Origin of the sequence: Kribbella italica, assembly GCF_014205135.1 — a bacterium.
GTDB classification, from domain to species: domain Bacteria; phylum Actinomycetota; class Actinomycetes; order Propionibacteriales; family Kribbellaceae; genus Kribbella; species Kribbella italica.
In genome coordinates, this window is the sequence record NZ_JACHMY010000001.1 from 6,322,173 (window position 1) to 6,338,472 (window position 16,300).

The following is a 16,300-nucleotide window of genomic DNA, read 5'->3' on the forward strand; positions in this document are numbered from 1 at the left end:
ACGGCGGTGCTCCCGGTACGACGTACTAGGGTCGCCGCATGACTGATCGGCTGCCGGACGCGGTGATCCTCGACAAGCTCGCCGCGCGACTCGCGGCGGCGTCGCAGCGGGAATGGCACGTCGAAGGCGACCTCGTCCGCGGTCCCGGCACGGTCGGCGTCACGCTCGGCGAGGACCACGCCGGCGACCCCGCCCACCTCGACCTGAACTTCGTCCTCAACCTCGAGCGGCCTGACACCACCACGCTGACCGACTGCGTGGTGGGCTACGGCGGCACGGTCGAGGAGTCGGTCGACCGGGCGATCGGCACCTGGCTCGACACGACGGGCAGCGCGGTCTTCGAGCTGCTCGTCCAGGACGGGTCCTTCGCCGGGCACTTCGGCGCCGACGACCCGCGCGGTTTCCCCGGCTGGCACCTGATCCACGGCGGCATCGTCGGCTGGGGCAGCGGTCAGGAGCGGGAGGCCGTGCAGCTCTGGGCGCTCGATCACCCGCTCGCGCCCGCTCTCGCGCCCGTGCTGACGAAGGACCTCGAGCTCACCGGCGGTCAACTGGTCGGCCTCAAGATCGTCTTCGGCGGTCGCGAAGGCTCCGAAGCCGCCGAGGTCAGGGTCAACGGCGAGGCGCACGAGACCGCGAGCGCGGCGCTCGCGGAGCTGGACTGGCCGCGACCGAAGGACGACCTGAGCTACGCCCGCACGTTCCTGCTCTTGGTGCACACCTCACCCGGGTAGGTGTGAGCTGCCGTACCGGCGGGCCGACGCGCTCTGCTGAGCCAACCGCCGGAGGGCGAGCAGCACCGGGCCGCCCAGCGCGGTGAGCAGCACGGTCGATTCCACCGTCTCCTGCCGGTCCCCGTCCCCCGACGGGAGGCGTGCCACCTCGGCGTCGGCGATCTCGGCCGCGGCGGCGGCGTACGTCTCCAGCAGGTCCTCGTCCAGGTGGTAGCCGACCTTCGCCAGCGCGTCGAGCGCCCCCGCGAGGAGCACGCGGTCGTGCGACTCCGGGGCCACGCGCCAGTCACGGGAAGCGACGAGGTCGTCGACCCGGAGCCGCGACTCGATGGTCGCCGTCAGGTCGTCCGGGATCAGCGCGCCGTGCGCCGCGCCGAGTACGTCGTGCAGCTCGCGGGACTCCTCGTCCACCTCGGCGAGCACACCCCGGACGCGAGCCAGCGACAGACCGCCCGACTCGACCAGCGCGCGGATCAGCCGCAACCGGCGGACGTGCGTCTCGTCGTACCGGCTCCTGGTCGCGCCGACCGACTCGCCCGGCGCCAGCAGGCCCTCGCGCAGGTAGTACTTGATCGTCGCCACCGGGACGTCGGTCCGCCGGGACAGCTCCGCGATCCACATCTCGCCTCCTCTTGACTTTTGGAGAGTATCACTCTCCAATATTAGGGAGTCGCACTATCCAAAAAAGGAGACGTCGATGATCGAGGGACGACAGACCGCCGCGTACGACGGGGACCTGGTGGTCTTCCTGATCGGGATGCGGGTGAACAAGCTGCGCGCCTGGCGGCAGTGACTGCCGGTCGCGAAGGCGATGGGGCCGATGCTGCGGGAGCTGACGGCCGACCCGGACAGCGGTCTGCTCGGCTTCCGCTCGTTCCCGAGTCTGCGCAGCGTCACGATGATCCAGTACTGGGAGTCGACCGAGAAGCTGCAGGCGTTCGCGAACGACGCGCGGCGCACCCACCGCCCGGCCTGGACCGAGTTCTACCAGCACGCCTACCAGGGCAGCACCGTCGGGATCTGGCACGAGACGTACGCCGTGCCGGCCGGGCAGTTCGAGACGATCTACGGCAACATGCCGCTGCTCGGGCTCGGCCAGGTCTCCGGCGTCGTCCCGGTCAACCGTCGCGGCGCGACCGCGGCGGAGAGGCTCGCGCACCGGTAGAACTACAGTGCAGGCGTGCAGTTCATCCGGGATCTGGGCAGGCTGCTGCGGCGGGGTGACTTCCGGCGGTTGTTCGCCGTCCGGCTCAGCTCGCAGTTCGGCGACGGCGTGTTCCAGGTCGCGCTCGCGTCGTACGTGCTGTTCTCGCCCGAACGCGCGCCGGACGCGGCGGCGATCGCGGGCCTGTTCGCGGTGGCCCTGCTGCCCTACTCGGTCCTCGGGCCGTTCACCGGCGTCCTGCTGGATCGGTGGTCACGGCGGCAGATCCTCTTCGGCGCGAACGTCACCCGCGCCGCTCTGGTCCTCGTCGTCGGCGCGATCGTTGCGGTCGGCAACGCGGGCGTGCCGTTCTACCTGGCCGTCCTGCTGACGCTGGGCGTCAACCGGTTCCTGCTGTCCGGGCTCTCGGCCGGGCTCCCCCACGTGGTCGACGCCGACGAGCTGGTGATGGCCAACGCGGTCACGCCCACCTCCGGTACGGCGTCCTTCCTGATCGGCGGTGGCGCCGGCGCGGGCGTGAAGCTGCTGCTCGACTCCGACCTGGCCGTGCTCGGTACGACGTCCGCCGTGTATCTCGCCGCGGCGCTGCTCGCGTTGCGGCTCGGCCGCAACCAGCTCGGCCCCGAGCTCAGCGGCGACGAGCCCGGTGTGGTCGAGGCCGTCCGCAGTATCGCCAGGGGTCTGGTCGACGGCGGCAAGCACCTGCGCGAACGCCGGCAGGCCGCGCTCGGCCTGGCCGCGATCGGGTCGCTGCGCTTCTTCTTCGGGCTCGTCACGGTCGCGATGATCCTGCTCTACCGCAACGAGTTCTACGGTCCCGACCAGCTCGACCAGGCGTTCGGCGCGCTCGCGCTGGCGACCGGGTCCGTCGGCGCCGGGCTGTTCCTCGCTGCCCTGGTCACGCCGTGGGCGACTCGGGTGATGACGTTGCGCCGTTGGATCACTGTGCTGTTCGTCGCCGCCGCGGTGGTCACCGCGTTCCCCGGCGGGCTCTACACGCAGCCGGCGATCGTGGTCGCCGGGTTCCTCACCGGGTTCTGCGCACAGGGCGTGAAGATCAGCGTCGACACCCTCGTGCAGACGCAGGTCGACGATGTCTACCGCGGGCGCGTGTTCTCGCTGTACGACATGATCTTCAACGTCGGGCAGGTGTCAGCGGCCGCGCTCGGCGCGCTGATCCTGCCCGACGACGGGAAGTCGTACCCGGTGCTGTTCTTCATCGTGCTCGGCTTCCTGGTGAGCGCCTTCGGCTACGCCCGGCTAAGCGCCCCGCAGCGCGGTGATCGGCTCGATGGCGGAGGCCTTCCAGGCCGGGTAGGTGCCGGCGAGCAGCCCGATCAGGGCGCCCAGTAGCGGCGATCCGAGCGCCAGCGACGTACTGAGGATCGGTGTCCAGTCCCGGCCCCACGAGACGCCGATCGTGAGCAGTACGCCGACCGCCGTACCGAGCAGGCCGCCGAGGAAGCCGACGATCACGCTCTCGACCAGGAACTGCCCGGCCACGTGTCTTCGCGCGGCGCCGAGGGCGCGGCGCAGGCCGATCTCGGAGACGCGTTCGAGCACCGAGAGCAGCGTGACGTTCGCGATGCCGAGGCCGCCGACGAGCAGAGCGACCGCGCCGAGCAGCAGGAACAGGGCGTTCAGGTCGGACTCGACGCCCTTGCGGACGCCGCCCTGGACCGGCGGGGCGTCGACCTTGAGCGCGCTCGGGTTGTTCGGGTCGATGGCGACGGGGGCCTGACCGGCGATCAGCTGGGCCGCGCCGACCTGGGTCTTGATCTCCAGCGCGTCCGGAGACTCCAGGTCGTACGCCGTCTTCGCCGCGCCGTTCGGCATGATCACGCCGTCGAGCAGCTCGGCCCGGCCGGAGACGCCGTCCAGGATGCCGATCACGGTGTACGCCTGGTCGCCGATGAACACGGCCGGCTGGGAGTCGACCCGGTTGATACCGAGCTTCTCGGCGGCATGCTTGCCGAGGACAACGACCTTGTCGGCGCGGGTGTCGTGGCCGGCGTCGAAGAACCTTCCGGTGCGGAGCTGGGATCGCACGGCGTCGAAGAGCCCGGCGGATCCGGCCATCACCTGCAGGGCATAGCCGTCCTTGCCGATGCCCGCGACGCTGCGCACCAGGTCGTCACCGACGTCGAGCATGCTGAACAGGCCTGCTGCTTCTACGCCGTTGAGTCGCTTGATCCGCTCTGGTGCGTCCCAGGGCAGTTGGGTTGCTGCTTCACCTTCGGCTTTGTCGTCGGGCTGTACGACGACGCGGGTGGCGGCCGCGAGGTCGAAGCGCTGGGTGATCTGGCCGGCTGCTGTCTGGCCGAGGCCTACGGTCCCCACGAGGGCAGCGATTCCAAGGACAGTGCCGAGAGTGGTGAGGACCAGACGAGTCGGACGAGCGGAAACACCTGCCAATGCTTCATCCAACAGATCTCTGAGAGCAGGACCTCCGGTCAGGCGCTTCTTTCTCCTTCTCAATCTTTTCCGGGAAGTGGACGGCCCGCCGGCGGGATCCGGGGGGCCGGTTCTGGGGGTTACCACTGGAGGGTTCCGTCGACGATGCGGACCTGGCGCTGGGCGCGTCGGCTGACGTGGTCGTCGTGGGTGATGACGGCGAGCGTCATGCCCTCGGCGTGCAGTTCGTCGAAGACCTCGAGGATCGCTTCCGCGTTGGCGGTGTCGAGGTTTCCGGTCGGCTCGTCGGCGAGCAAGAGGCTCGGCTCGGCGACCAGGGCGCGGGCGATCGCGACGCGCTGGCGTTCTCCACCCGAGAGCGTGCGCGGGCCGAACTCCATCCGGTGCGCGAGCCCGACGCGTTCCAGGGCGACGCGGGCGCGGGCCATCCGTTCGCGGCGCGGCACCCCGACGTACACCATCGAGAGCGCGACGTTCTCCAGCACGGTCCGGTGGTCGAGCAGGTGGAAGGACTGGAAGACGAAGCCGATCCGTTCCCCACGGAGGACAGCGCGCCGGCGTTCGCGCAGGCTGGACGTGTCCACCCCGTCGAGCCGGTAGACCCCGTCGCTCGGGTTGTCGAGCAGACCCAGCAGATGAAGGAGGGTCGACTTGCCGGAGCCGGAAGGCCCGACGATCGACAGATACTCTCCCTCGCGAATCGTCAGGTCGATCCCTTTGATCGCCCGCACCTCCGGCGGCCCGGGAAAGAAGCGGCGGACCCCGATCATTTCCACCACCGGAGCAGGGAGTGCGACCGCCGTGGCCGTCATGTGCCCACCACCACTTGGTCGCCTTCGGTCAGCTTGGCGTCGCCGGTCGCGGTGACCTCGGCGAACCCGTCCGCCGACAGCCCGACCTTGACCGGGATCAGCCCGACCTTCCCGTCGCGCAGCACCTCGACCCGCGACGAGCCGTCCGACCCGGCCGACAGCGCGGCCACCGGTACGGCGAGCACCTTGCCCTTCGTGCTCTTCACCGGGATCGTCACCCGCACGTTCGCCTCCCGCAGCCGTTCCAGCTGCGCCGCGGTCAGCGACTTCGGCGCCACCACCACGTCGTACTGGTCGGCGTTGCGACTGATCCGCCGGACGGTCGCGGCGATGATCGTGCCGTCGCCGAGATCGAAGCTCGCGGCCATCCCGGTCTTCAGCTGCTCCTTGGTCTGCGCGTCGACCTTCACCGTGACCACCAAGGACGCGCCGCTGACCGACATCACCACGCCGTTGACCACACCGCCGCGCTCGACCTTCACGTCGTCGACCCGGCGCGGCAGCGACTTCACGAACACCACCTCGGAGACCGGCAACGGCGTACCGGCCTTGAACTCCGCGTCCTCGAGCTCGTCCCGCGCGTCGTCGAGGTTCTCCGCGGCGTCGTCGACCTGGCCCTGCTCGACCGTGAAGTCCTTCTTCCCAGGGGTCGCCTTGGCCTGTTTCAGCGCGGCCTGAGCCTGCCGGAGCGCGTTCTTCGCCTGATCGACCGCCTTGTCGGCGCCGTCGACGGCCTGGGTCAGCTGCTCCTCGGCCTCCGGCGCCTCGTACCCGGCCGCTTCGTACAGCTGCTCGACCGCGTTCGCCGTACCGCTGTCGTACTTCGCGTCGACCGTGCCCGGGTCGAACCCGAGCCGGTCCAGCGTCTGCTCCAGCTGGAGCACGTCCGGCCCACGGCTGCCCGGACTGAGCGTCCGGTACATCGGCAGGACGCCGGCCAGCCCGATCACCGGCCGCCCGGCGATCTCCAGCAGCACCTTGCCCTCCTTGATCGTCGAGCCGACGGCCGGCACCTTGCCGGTCACCACCGCGGGCGTCTTCAGCCCGCTGGTCTCGACCCGGACGTTCACCGCGCCGTCGAACGACGTGTCGCCGCGGCCCACCACCTTGCTCGCCAGCGCCTTCTTCTCCACCGGTACCGTGATCTGGGACGCCTTCGGCGGCGCGGTCTTCGCGGCCGCGTCCTCCGGCGACTGGATCCGGCTACCGGCGGCGACGCCGACCCCGAGCGACATCGCCGCCACCGTGGACACTCCGACCAGGACCCGCCGTCGCGACTTGGGTGACGTGCTCACCGCTCGGCCATCGTGTCGCGGTACTGCTCGAGCTCGGTCTTGTGCTGCGCGACGAACTCCTTCTCGTGCTCGGTACTGGCTTCCTTGTACTTCGCGTCGTACGTCGTGGCCTTGCAGCCCTGATCGGCCTTGGCCAGCTCGATCTCGAACTTGCGCAGCTCGGCCAGCTTGGCCGCGTCGACCTTGTCCAGCGACGGAGCGCCGATGACGACCGACGGGCCGCCCTTCTGCGGCTGGTTCTTCTTCGCGCCGGTCAGCTCGTCGAGCTTGCTCGAGACCTGGTTGCGGGCGTCGTCGATCTTCTGGAACCCGGCGTGGCCGGCGTCGGCCATGCAGTCGGTCCAGGCGCTGGTCGCGTCGACGACGCGCTGGTCGCTGTCGACCCGCTTGCGCAGCGCCTCCAGGTCCTTGAACAGCGAGTCGAACTTGCTGAAGTCGGCCATCCTGTCCTCGCCGCTACCGAAGACCTCCTCCCCGGCCTTGCCGCGGCAGCCCATGTCCTTGGCCGCCGGGCGCTTGCCGTCGGCCGGGACCGCCTGGACCATGCCGCCACTGGTCGCCAGCTCGCCGTTCAGCGCCTTGTCGTAGGCCTTCTGGGCGTTCGGCGACAGCGCCTTGCGGATCTTGGCGTTCGGGTCGGTCTCCTCGCCGTCCGGCTTGGCCCAGTCGATCGTGCTGATCCCGTAGCCGTACTGCTCGGCGAACTTGTCCGGCGGCAGGTTGAAGGCGTCGTTGAACTTGGACTTCTCGTTCGACTCCGGCGGCACCGCGACGTACTCGAAGCCGGCCGTCTTCATGCAGGCCGCGATGGAGTCCTCCATCTTGCGCTGCTTGGCCAGCTGCTCCTCGCTCGACTCGCCACCGCCGCCGGCCCGGGTGACTCGCATCATCCCGCCGGCACCGCCGCTGCTGAATCCTTCGCCCATGTACTCCGCGAGCGGGCTCTTGTCGTCGCTCTCGACCGGTGTCTTGTCCGCACCCGGGGAGTTGACCGCCCCGCAGCCGGCCAGGGCCAGGACGGCGATCAACGAGAGTGCTGTGCGTGAGTTCTTCATGGCAGCGAGAGTGGCCGGGCGGCGATGAAGAACCTGTGAAGGACCGATCAGCACTCGATGCTCTCAGCCGATCTTCATCGGATTCTCATGATGATCAGTCATCGTCGAGACCATGCCAGCCCGGATTCTTGTCGCCGAGGACGACCGGAAGCAGGCGGAACTGATCCGGCGCTACCTCGAGCGCGAGGGTCACCTGACGGTCGTGGTGCACGACGGGCGGGCGGCCATCGACGAGGCGCGCCGGCGCAGCCCCGACCTGCTCGTGCTCGACGTGATGATGCCGAAGGTCGACGGCCTCGACGTCTGCCGCGTCCTCCGGGCCGACCAGGGCGGCGGCGCCGACGTACCGATCATCATGCTCACCGCGCGCTCCACCGAGGACGACCTGCTGCTGGGTCTCGACCTCGGCGCCGACGACTACCTGACCAAGCCGTACAACCCGCGCGAGCTGGTCGCCCGGGTGCGGACCGTGCTGCGGCGGACCCGGATCCGGTCCGAGGGCGAGGTCTACCGGGTCGGCGACCTCGAGATCGACCCGGTCCGGCACGAGGTCCGCCTGGCCGGCGAGCTGGTCGAGGCGACCCCGGCGGAGTTCAAGATCCTCGCCTGCCTGGCGGCGTCGCCGGGCCGGGCGTTCTCCCGGCAGCAGCTGCTGGAGCACGCGTTCGGCTTCGACCACTACGTGTTCGACCGGACCATCGACGTGCACGTGATGAACCTGCGCAAGAAGATCGAGGCCGCGCCGGGCCACCCGAAGTACCTGCGCACGGTGTACGGCGTGGGCTACAAGCTGGCCGACAAGGTGGTGTCCTCCGATGCGTCGTAGCGTCCTGGTCCGGTTCCTCGGGCTCTCCCTCGCGGTCGCGCTCGGCGCGGTGATCGCCACCGCCGTGATCGCGACGTACAGCACGTCCGAGCAGCTGCAGGGCGAGATCGACACGAACATCTCCCAGCTGGAGGTGGACACCCGGATCTACGCCGACCTCAGCGACTACGCCTCCGACCACGCGTCCTGGGACGGTGTGGACAAGCTGGTCCACCAACTCGCCGACGAGACCGGGCGCCGGGTCGCGCTGACCGACGCGGACGGTTCGGCGATCGCCGACTCGGCCAAGATGCTCGGCGCCTCACCGGATCTCCCGTCGGTGCCGGCGGCAACGATCGATGCCCGCAGCCAGGGTGGTGGCGCGCTGCTCCGGGCCCAGGCGGTGGCGGGAGTCTCGGTCCGGTCGATGACGTCGGTCACGAAGCCGGTCTCGGCCGCACTCCCGGCAGGGTTCGGCCCGTACAAGTCCTGGGGCCTGACCGAGCAGGAGCAGCGCGACCGCGAGAAGCTCGCCCAGCAGGCGGCCGAGTGCTACCGCGCACAGGGCGTGAACGCGACGGTGAGCAGCGGTGGCGGCGACCTGGCTCCGCAGCTGATGGTCGAGAACGGCAAGACCCCGGACGGTGTCGCCGTGATGTCGTTCACCACGACCGACACGGAGCGGCCCGACGGGTGCGTTCCGCCGGGCCTGTACGCACCGAGCGCGAAGGCGATCCAGGTCAACGCGGACGAGGTCGAACGGGCCGTGAGCTGCCTGAAGGCGGCCGGCGAGCCGTACCAGCTGACCACCCAGGACGGGCTCGGGGCTGTCGTGCCGCTCGACCGTGAGGCTCCGGCAACGCCGGGGTTCGCCGAGTGCTCGACGACCGCGCGGTCGGAGGCGCTGGCGCCGTACGTCGCACCGACGGCCAAGCTGTACCTCGGGTCGAAGAGCACGTTCAACGTGTTCTCCGCCGAGGGGCTGCTGCGGACGGCGGCGACCGCGCTCGGCGTACTGCTGATCGCCGCGGTCGTGATGATCTTCACCGGCCGGCGCCTGGTCCGGCCGATCCTCGCGCTGACCGGCGCCGCGCAGCGGATGACGAACGGCGACCACGCGGCGCGCGTCCCGGTGTCGGGCAAGGACGAGGTGGCCCGGCTCGGGCACGCGTTCAACGCGATGGCCGAGTCGATCCAGCAGCACGACCACCAGCGCAAGGCCATGGTCAGCGACGTCGCGCACGAGCTGCGCACCCCGCTGGCCAACATCAAGGGCTACCTGGTCGCCTCCGAGGACGGCGTCGTACCGCTCGACCGTGAGCTGGTCACCTCGCTGCTGGAGGAGACCGGCCTGCTCGAGCACCTGGTCGCCGACCTCCAGGACCTCGCGCTGGCCGACGCCGGCATGCTCCGGATCCACCCGGCGACGCGTGACCTGGCCGAGGTCGCCGACCAGGTCGTCGCCGCCCACCGCCCGGCCGCCGACGCGGCCGGCATCACGTTGACCGCGGCAACCAACGGCGTCGCCCCCGCGGTCGTCGACAGCGCCCGGATCCGGCAGGCCCTCGGCAACCTGGTCTCCAACGCGATCCGCTACACGCCCGACGGCGGCCGCGTCGTCGTCGGCGTCCGCCGTACGGGCGACGACTACCTGCTCACCGTCACCGACAACGGCGCGGGTATCGCGCCCGAGCACCTCCCCCACCTGTTCGACCGCTTCTACCGCGTCGAGCACTCCCGCTCCCGCGCCACCGGCGGCAGCGGCCTCGGCCTGGCCATCACCAAACACCTGGTCGAGGCCCACCGCGGCACCATCACCGCCACCAGCCGGCCCGGCCACGGCTCCACCTTCACCATCCGGCTCCCGGCCCGCCAGGGATCTTCCGCCGGCGGTGACGCGCTGCGACACTGAGCCGTGAGCTATCCGCCGCCTCCGCCGCCGCTGAACTACGCGCCGTACGGCGGGCCGCCGAAGAAGAACCGGGCCGGGCTGGTCATCGTGCTGCTGATCGGGGTGGTCGTCGCCTGCGTGGGCGCGGCCGGGTACATCGCGTACGACCTCGCCAGCAGTCGCGACAAGGAGCCGAAGGCAACCGAGCAGGCGGACAGCACGCCCGTCGCGCCACCATCGGTGAAGCCCACAGCGGTCAAGCCTTCGGTGGTCAAGCCGACGGTGACCAAGCCGACGGTGAAGCCGAAGCCGCCGCTGTCCAAGGCGCAGCAGGCGGCCGTGGTGGCGCGGACGTTCGTCGGGCACCTGAACGCGGACCGCCGGCAGGCCGCCGGCGCGTTGGCCTGCGCGGTGACCTTCATACCGGACCGGATCGGCACCCTGGTCGGGCCGCCGACCCGCCTGACGATCGGCCGGGTCATCGTGACGCCGTCCGTCGTGGTGTACCAACTGGCCGGGCGCACGAAGGGCAAGCCCGCAACGGGTTCGCTGGTGATTCAGATCGACGACAAGCCGTGCGTGCAGCTCGTTCAGGTCACGACGGTCGGCTAGCCAGCGCTCGGGCGGCGTCCAGCAGGTTGTCGCCGGTCGGCAGCGTGGCGATGATCGGGGTGTCCAGGCCGTTGTCGACGTACGCCTGGATCTTCGCCCGGCAGTCGTCGGCCGAACCGTGCACGACCAGGTCGTCGATCACCTCGACCGGCACGGCGGCCATCGCCGCGTTCCGGTCGCCCGCGGCCAAGGCCGCACGCATCAGACCGAGCGCCTCGCCGCGTCCGAGCCAGTCGTGGAAGGCGGAGTAGCCGGGCACGGTCAGGTACGTCGCGATCAGGTAGCGCCCGATGTTGCGGGCCATCTCGGCGTCCTCGGTGACGCAGACGAAGATCCTGGCCGCCAGCTCCTTGCCGTCCCCGAGCTCGGCCCGGACCTGCTTCACGTCGCCCGCCGACAGCCAGTTGGTGATCGCGCCGTCGGCTTCCCGCCGGGCCAGCTTCAGCATCTGCGGCCGCAGCGCCGCCAGCATGATCGCCGGCGGTACGTCGGGCGCCTTCTCCAGCCGGAACCGCTGGATGGTGAAGCTCTCGAACTCGCCGTCCACCTTGTCTCCGGCGAACGCCTGCCGCAGGAACCGCAGCACGTCCCGGGTCCGCGCCAGCGGCGGGTCGTACGCGATCCCGTTCCACCCGGTCACGATGGTCTCCGACGACGCCCCGATGCCGAGCACGAACCGCCCGGGCGCGAGATCGGCGAGCGCGGCCGCGCTCATCGCCAGCGCGGCAGGCCCCCGCGTGTGCACCGGTACGACGGCCGTCCCGAGCCGCAGCTTGTCGTCCCACTCCGAGGCGAGCACCAGCGGCGTGAACGCGTCAGCGCCCGCGACCTCCGCGGACCACAGGTCGGTGTATCCGAGCGAGGCCAGCTCGCCGATCAGCGCCTTGTGCTCGCGCAGCGGTACGCCGGTCAGCGGAACGGTCAGTCCCCAACGCATCAGATCAGCCTCCTCAGCACCGGCAGCGGCGCGAGCTTCATGAATCTCGCCAACGGCTCCCACGGCCAGGCCGGCACGTAGGCGCGGCCCTTCTCCGCCTCGATCGCGGCCACCATCGCGCGCACCCCGACCTCGGTCTCGACGATGAACGGCGTCTGCTTCACGTGGTCGTTCAGCTCGGACTTCACGTAGCCCGGGCAGATCGCGCTGACCTTGATCGGCTTGCCGAGCAGCTCCATCCGCAGCCCCTCGGCCAGCGAGCTGACCGCCGCCTTGCTCGCGCCGTACGCCGTCAGCGAGCGCGGCAGGCCGCGGACCCCGGCGACCGAGGTGATGAAGACCAGGTGCCCGGCGTTCCGCTCCCGGAACAGCTCCATCGCCGCCTCGGCCTGGGCGAGCGCGGCGACGTAGTTGGTCATCGTGGTCTCGAGGTTCGCGTCGAACCGGCCGGTGCCGACCGGCGTGCCCTTGCCGATCCCGGCGTTCACGATGATCCGGTCGAGGCCGCCGAGCTCGGTGTCGAGCGCGTGGAACACGGCGAACACCTGGGCGTGATCGGTGACGTCCAGGCGGCGAACGACGACCGTCCGGTCCGGGTGCGCCTTCGTCAGCTCGTCGCGCAGGTCGGCCAATCGGTCCTCGCGGCGGGCGGTCAGCGCGAGGTCGTGGCCCTTGGCAGCGAACTGCCGGGCCATCTCGGCGCCGAGCCCGGAGCTCGCCCCGGTGATCAGGATCGTGCGTCGTCGCATCGCTGCCCTATCTGTAGGTCAGTTCGTCGGTGCCGTCGAGATGTCCGTGCTCGTTGTAGCTGACCACGGTCAGCCCGCTGCGCCCGGACACCACCTTGGTGATCGCGGTGTTGATCGTCACCGGGTTCAGCCGCAGCCAGAGCTCGTCGCCACCGGACCACAGCCGGCCCACCACGGCCGCGATCGGTCCGCCCGAGGTGAACACCAGTACGGTCTCACCCTTGCCGGCGCGCGCGGCAACCCGCCGTACGGCCGCTTCGGAACGGTCGCAGAACTCGGTGAAGCTCTCGGTGTACCCGTCGCCGCCCCGCGTCCAGCGCTCGGTCGCGGCGGTGAACATCTCCTGGAACGCCCGCGTCGGATGCCCGGTCCGCGCCAGGTCCGCGAGCAGGACCGCCCGCCGCTTGTACGCCGGTTTGTGCGCGACGATCACCTGGTCGTGGTCGAACTCGTTGAACCCCTCGTCGACCTCGACCGCGGCCGGCAGTCCCGCGGCCGTCAGCGCGAGCGACGCTGTCCGCGCATGCCGCTGCATCGCGCCGGTGACCACGAGATCGGGCTTCACCCCACGCTCGGCCAGGGTCTCGCCGAGGCGAACCGCCTGCCGGTCACCGAGCGGGGAGAGCCGGTCGTAGTCGCTCTTGCCGAACGACGCCTGCGCGTGCCGGATCAGGTAGACGGTCCCCATTCAGGCCTTCCGGATGATCTGGCGGCAACGCCGTTCGAGCAGGTTGACCGGGAGCCAGAGGTTCTTGAACCGCGGGTTGCGGGTCTGCTTGTGGTGGTAGCGGTAGTAGATCTGCTGCGCGATCACGGCCAGCCGGAACAGGCCGAACACCTCGTAGAAGGCCCACTTGCCGCGATCCAGCCCGGTCTGCGCACAGTAGTAGTCGACGATCTCGTCCCGGCTGATCATGCCCGGCGCGTCCGACGGCTGCAGGCGGAACCGCCGGAAGGCCCAGTCGTCGTCGGCCTGCACCCAGTACGCCAGGCCGCTGCCGAGATCCATCAGCGGGTCGCCGATCGTGGCCAGCTCCCAGTCGAGCACGCCGATCACCTTCAGCGGATCGGCCGGATCGAGGACGACGTTGTCGAGGCGGAAGTCGTTGTGGATCACGCGGGACCCGACGTCGGCCGGGCGGTTCGCCTCGAGCCACTTCATCACCTTCCCGGCGCCACCCACGTTCCAGGTCTTCGCCTTGCGGTAGCGCTCGGACCAGCCGTGCACCTGGCGTTCGACGTACCCGTCGCCGCGGCTGAGATCGGCCAAGCCCGCCTGGACCGGATCGACCTGGTGCAGCGCGACCAAGGTGTCGATCAGCGTGAAGCCGAGCTGCCGGGTCTGCTCCGGTGTCAGGTCGACTCCAAGCGACGACCGGCGCGGGATGGTGCCGGCGATCCGCTCCATCACGTAGAACTCGGAGCCGAGCACGCCAAGGTCGGTGCAGTGGGCAACCATCTTCGGGACGTACGGGAAGACCGGCGCCAGACCGGCCTGGATCCGGTACTCGCGGCCCATGTCGTGCGCGCTCTTCGCCTTGGTCCCGGCCGGCGGGCGGCGCAGGATGAGGTCGCGGCCGTCGTACCGGAGCAGGTAGGTCAGGTTCGAGGCACCGCCGGAGAACTGGCGGACCTCGGGAAGCCCGTCCGGCAGGTCCGTGTGCGTGCGCAGCCAGGCGTCGACAGCGGGGACGTCGAAGGAGTCCTCGTCGCGAACGGCGCGAGCTCCCTCGACGACGTCCGCCGCCACTACCGCTCTCCGGCCGACGGCACCTGATCTGCGCTGGTCGCTTCCGCGCGCTGCCGGGCGCGGGCGGCGATCTTGCGCATCTGCCGGTCGTACAGCGGGCGGGCGAACCGCTTGGTCCGCCAGGCCAGCAGCGCCGGCCGGTCCGGGATGATCAGGAACTGCTTCTTCTTCACCCCGGCGACCACCGCCGCCGCGATGTCGTCCGCGGTCCGCGGCGACTTCTCGATCAGCCGGCGCGCGGAGTCGCTCATCGCGGTGTCCGCGCCCTGGATCGAGTCGCCCAGGTTGGTCTTGAAGAACGACGGGCAGACCACGGACACACTCACGCCGTACGGGTGCAGCTCGTGCGAGAGCGTCTCCGACAATGCGACCACTGCGGCCTTGACACTGTTGTACGAGCTCATCATCGGCGGGTGCACGAGCCCGGCGGCGGACGCCGTGTTCACGATCTGGCCGGAGCGCTGCCGCTTGAACAGCGGCGTGAACGCGCGGCACCCGCGGACCACGCCCATCAGGTTGATGTCGACGACCCGGTCCCACTCGGCCAGCGTCTCGACGTCGATCCGGCCGCCGGTGGCGATCCCGGCGTTGTTCACCAGGATGTCCAGGCCGCCCCAGGTCTGCTCGACCCACTCGACCGCGGCGTCCCAGTCCTCGGCGCTGCGCACGTTCAGCTGCCGGTACGACGCGCCGGCCGGCGGCGTCAGGCCGGCCGCCACGTCGGTACTCAGGACCTGGTGGCCCTCAGCAACGAACCGCTCGACCAGCGCGAGCCCCAGCCCGCTCGCTCCACCGGTGACCAGGACCCTGCTCATTCGGACTCCTTGTACTTCGCCAGCTCGATCCGTGCGACCACTCCACGGTGCACCTCGTCGGGCCCGTCCGCCAGTCTCAGCGCCCGCGCGCCGGTCCACGCCGCGGCCAGCGGGAAGTCGTCGGACAGTCCGCCACCGCCGTGCAACTGGATCGCCATGTCGATCACGTCCTGCGCCATCCGCGGGACGGCCACCTTGATCTGGCTGACCTCGCTGAGCGCGCCGGCAAGGCCTTCGGTGTCGAGCAGGTGGGCAGTCTGCAGAACCAGCAGCCGGGCCTGGTTGATCGCGATCCGCGCGTCGGCGATCCGCTCGCGGTTGCCGCCGAGGTTGACCAGCGGCTTGCCGAACGCCGTCCGGCTCAGCCCACGGCGTACGGCGAGCTCGAGCGAGTGCTCGGCCAGGCCGATCAGGCGCATGCAGTGGTGCACCCGGCCCGGACCGAGCCGGCCCTGGGCGATCTCGAACGCACGGCCGGGGCCGACCAGGATGTTCTCGGCCGGGACCCGGACGTCGGTGAACGAGACCTCGCCGTGGCCGTGCGGTTCGTCGTACCGGTGCATGGCGGGGAGCAGGCGCTCGACCTTCACGCCCGGGGTGTCGCGCGGAACCAGGACCATTGTGTGACGGGCGTAGCGGTGCGCGTCGGGGTCGGTCAGGCCCATGAAGATGAGCAGCTCGCAGTCCGGGTGGCCGATGCCGGTGCTCCACCACTTGCGGCCGTTGATCACGACCTCGTCGCCGTCCGGGATCGCGGTCGCGGCCATGTTGGTCGCGTCGGACGACGCGACGTCGGGCTCGGTCATGCAGAACGCCGACCGGATCGCGCCGTCGAGCAGCGGTTCGAGCCAGCGCTTCTTCTGCTCGGCCGTGCCGTAGCGCAGCAGGACCTCCATGTTGCCGGTGTCCGGGGCGTTGCAGTTGAACACGTACGGCGCCAGGAACGACCGGCCGGTCAGCTCGGCGATCGGGGCGTAGTCGAGGTTGGACAGGCCTTCGCCGTACTGCTCGTTGCCGGGCTCGGCGGACGGGAGAAAGAGGTTCCACAGGCCTTGCTCGCGGGCCTTGGCCTGCAGGTCCTTGAACGCCGGCTGCGGCTGCCACGGATCGGCGGCGTTCTTGGTCGCTGCGTGCAACTCAGCCTCGACCGGCTCGATCTCGGTCTCGAGGAAGCTCATGACCCGCTCGATCAGCTCTTGCGCCCGTGCGGACGGCTCGAACCCCATCACCACTCCTCGCGCTGGACTTCCTTGACCGTAGCGCAC

At 70.3% G+C, this 16,300-nt stretch carries 18 protein-coding genes; 7 read left to right on the forward strand and 11 right to left on the reverse strand.

The genetic code is table 11. The annotated features are described in order from the left end of the window. The first annotated feature begins 38 nt into the window (after window positions 1–38). On the forward strand, window positions 39–734 hold the full coding sequence (locus HDA39_RS29450; RefSeq protein WP_184800678.1) for a DUF6348 family protein: 696 nt from the start codon (window positions 39–41) through the stop codon (window positions 732–734). On the opposite strand, the gene HDA39_RS29455 is transcribed toward HDA39_RS29450, so the two are convergent. Continuing rightward, window positions 723–1,355 (reverse strand): MerR family transcriptional regulator, encoded by a 633-nt coding sequence (locus HDA39_RS29455; RefSeq protein WP_184800680.1) that lies wholly within the window; start codon window positions 1,353–1,355, stop codon window positions 723–725. The genes HDA39_RS29450 and HDA39_RS29455 overlap by 12 nt on opposite strands. 76 nt (window positions 1,356–1,431) lie before the next feature. Here HDA39_RS29455 and HDA39_RS42640 point away from each other — a divergent pair, with 76 nt between their 5' ends. From HDA39_RS42640 to HDA39_RS29465, 3 genes are read left to right on the forward strand one after another with little or no spacing between them, the layout of a single operon-like run. Then, the gene (locus HDA39_RS42640) at window positions 1,432–1,527 is read left to right on the forward strand and encodes a DUF4188 domain-containing protein (RefSeq protein ID WP_238356177.1); all 96 of its coding nucleotides are present in this window, start codon (window positions 1,432–1,434) and stop codon (window positions 1,525–1,527) included. Beyond that, entirely contained in the window at window positions 1,528–1,899 is a 372-nt protein-coding gene (locus tag HDA39_RS29460; protein WP_273482875.1) for a DUF4188 domain-containing protein, read from the forward strand. A gap of 15 nt (window positions 1,900–1,914) precedes the next feature. Then, complete coding sequence (locus tag HDA39_RS29465) at window positions 1,915–3,252, forward strand: MFS transporter (RefSeq protein WP_184800682.1); 1,338 nt, start codon at window positions 1,915–1,917, stop codon at window positions 3,250–3,252. Here HDA39_RS29465 and HDA39_RS29470 read toward each other — a convergent pair. The 4 genes from HDA39_RS29470 to HDA39_RS29485 are packed head-to-tail and all read right to left on the reverse strand — an operon-like array spanning window position 3,160 to window position 7,476. Then, entirely contained in the window at window positions 3,160–4,377 is a 1,218-nt protein-coding gene (locus HDA39_RS29470; RefSeq protein WP_238356179.1) for an ABC transporter permease, read from the reverse strand. The two genes, HDA39_RS29465 and HDA39_RS29470, sit on opposite strands and share 93 nt — an antisense overlap. Before the next feature lie 56 nt (window positions 4,378–4,433). Continuing rightward, complete coding sequence (locus HDA39_RS29475) at window positions 4,434–5,126, reverse strand: ABC transporter ATP-binding protein (RefSeq protein WP_184800684.1); 693 nt, start codon at window positions 5,124–5,126, stop codon at window positions 4,434–4,436. After that, window positions 5,123–6,421 (reverse strand): peptidoglycan-binding protein, encoded by a 1,299-nt coding sequence (locus HDA39_RS29480; protein WP_184800686.1) that lies wholly within the window; start codon window positions 6,419–6,421, stop codon window positions 5,123–5,125. The genes HDA39_RS29475 and HDA39_RS29480 overlap by 4 nt, the downstream gene beginning before the upstream one ends. Further along, entirely contained in the window at window positions 6,418–7,476 is a 1,059-nt protein-coding gene (locus HDA39_RS29485; RefSeq protein ID WP_184800688.1) for a hypothetical protein, read from the reverse strand. Before HDA39_RS29485 ends, HDA39_RS29480 begins: the two co-directional genes overlap by 4 nt. A gap of 112 nt (window positions 7,477–7,588) precedes the next feature. Between HDA39_RS29485 and HDA39_RS29490 the strand changes: the two genes are divergently transcribed. The 3 genes from HDA39_RS29490 to HDA39_RS29500 are packed head-to-tail and all read left to right on the forward strand — an operon-like array spanning window position 7,589 to window position 10,784. Further along, on the forward strand, window positions 7,589–8,302 hold the full coding sequence (locus HDA39_RS29490; protein ID WP_184800690.1) for a response regulator transcription factor: 714 nt from the start codon (window positions 7,589–7,591) through the stop codon (window positions 8,300–8,302). Then, the gene (locus HDA39_RS29495; RefSeq protein ID WP_184800692.1) at window positions 8,292–10,193 is read left to right on the forward strand and encodes a sensor histidine kinase; all 1,902 of its coding nucleotides are present in this window, start codon (window positions 8,292–8,294) and stop codon (window positions 10,191–10,193) included. The genes HDA39_RS29490 and HDA39_RS29495 overlap by 11 nt, the downstream gene beginning before the upstream one ends. 3 nt (window positions 10,194–10,196) lie before the next feature. Beyond that, on the forward strand, window positions 10,197–10,784 hold the full coding sequence (locus HDA39_RS29500) for a hypothetical protein (protein WP_184800694.1): 588 nt from the start codon (window positions 10,197–10,199) through the stop codon (window positions 10,782–10,784). Here the strand turns inward: HDA39_RS29500 and HDA39_RS29505 are convergent. The 6 genes from HDA39_RS29505 to HDA39_RS29530 are packed head-to-tail and all read right to left on the reverse strand — an operon-like array spanning window position 10,768 to window position 16,261. After that, window positions 10,768–11,721: an LLM class F420-dependent oxidoreductase gene (locus HDA39_RS29505; RefSeq protein ID WP_202893155.1), complete on the reverse strand. Its 954-nt coding sequence runs from the start codon at window positions 11,719–11,721 to the stop codon at window positions 10,768–10,770. The genes HDA39_RS29500 and HDA39_RS29505 overlap by 17 nt on opposite strands. Further along, window positions 11,721–12,470 carry an SDR family oxidoreductase gene (locus HDA39_RS29510; RefSeq protein WP_184800696.1) on the reverse strand — a complete coding sequence of 250 codons (750 nt, stop codon included), beginning with the start codon at window positions 12,468–12,470 and terminating at the stop codon, window positions 11,721–11,723. Before HDA39_RS29510 ends, HDA39_RS29505 begins: the two co-directional genes overlap by 1 nt. Window positions 12,471–12,477: 7 nt before the next feature. Beyond that, window positions 12,478–13,158, reverse strand: a complete 681-nt coding sequence (locus tag HDA39_RS29515) for a histidine phosphatase family protein (RefSeq protein WP_184800698.1) — start codon at window positions 13,156–13,158, stop codon at window positions 12,478–12,480. Continuing rightward, window positions 13,159–14,220, reverse strand: a complete 1,062-nt coding sequence (locus tag HDA39_RS29520; RefSeq protein ID WP_184800700.1) for a phosphotransferase — start codon at window positions 14,218–14,220, stop codon at window positions 13,159–13,161. After that, complete coding sequence (locus tag HDA39_RS29525; protein ID WP_184800702.1) at window positions 14,220–15,035, reverse strand: SDR family NAD(P)-dependent oxidoreductase; 816 nt, start codon at window positions 15,033–15,035, stop codon at window positions 14,220–14,222. The genes HDA39_RS29520 and HDA39_RS29525 overlap by 1 nt, the downstream gene beginning before the upstream one ends. Next, a complete protein-coding gene (locus HDA39_RS29530) occupies window positions 15,032–16,261 on the reverse strand; it encodes an acyl-CoA dehydrogenase family protein (RefSeq protein ID WP_184800704.1) in 1,230 nt (409 codons plus the stop codon). The genes HDA39_RS29525 and HDA39_RS29530 overlap by 4 nt, the downstream gene beginning before the upstream one ends. Window positions 16,262–16,300 lie beyond the last annotated feature (39 nt).

Coding starts and splice junctions, on each gene's coding strand:
- HDA39_RS29515 (WP_184800698.1), bottom strand. CDS start 13,158: ATGGGGACCGTCTACCTGATCCGGCACGCGCAGGCGTCGTTCGGCAAG.
- HDA39_RS29505 (WP_202893155.1), bottom strand. CDS start 11,721: ATGCGTTGGGGACTGACCGTTCCGCTGACCGGCGTACCGCTGCGCGAG.
- HDA39_RS29485 (WP_184800688.1), bottom strand. CDS start 7,476: ATGAAGAACTCACGCACAGCACTCTCGTTGATCGCCGTCCTGGCCCTG.
- HDA39_RS42640 (WP_238356177.1), top strand. CDS start 1,432: ATGATCGAGGGACGACAGACCGCCGCGTACGACGGGGACCTGGTGGTC.
- HDA39_RS29530 (WP_184800704.1), bottom strand. CDS start 16,261: ATGGGGTTCGAGCCGTCCGCACGGGCGCAAGAGCTGATCGAGCGGGTC.
- HDA39_RS29475 (WP_184800684.1), bottom strand. CDS start 5,126: ATGACGGCCACGGCGGTCGCACTCCCTGCTCCGGTGGTGGAAATGATC.
- HDA39_RS29495 (WP_184800692.1), top strand. CDS start 8,292: ATGCGTCGTAGCGTCCTGGTCCGGTTCCTCGGGCTCTCCCTCGCGGTC.
- HDA39_RS29510 (WP_184800696.1), bottom strand. CDS start 12,470: ATGCGACGACGCACGATCCTGATCACCGGGGCGAGCTCCGGGCTCGGC.
- HDA39_RS29450 (WP_184800678.1), top strand. CDS start 39: ATGACTGATCGGCTGCCGGACGCGGTGATCCTCGACAAGCTCGCCGCG.
- HDA39_RS29455 (WP_184800680.1), bottom strand. CDS start 1,355: ATGTGGATCGCGGAGCTGTCCCGGCGGACCGACGTCCCGGTGGCGACG.
- HDA39_RS29490 (WP_184800690.1), top strand. CDS start 7,589: ATGCCAGCCCGGATTCTTGTCGCCGAGGACGACCGGAAGCAGGCGGAA.
- HDA39_RS29525 (WP_184800702.1), bottom strand. CDS start 15,035: ATGAGCAGGGTCCTGGTCACCGGTGGAGCGAGCGGGCTGGGGCTCGCG.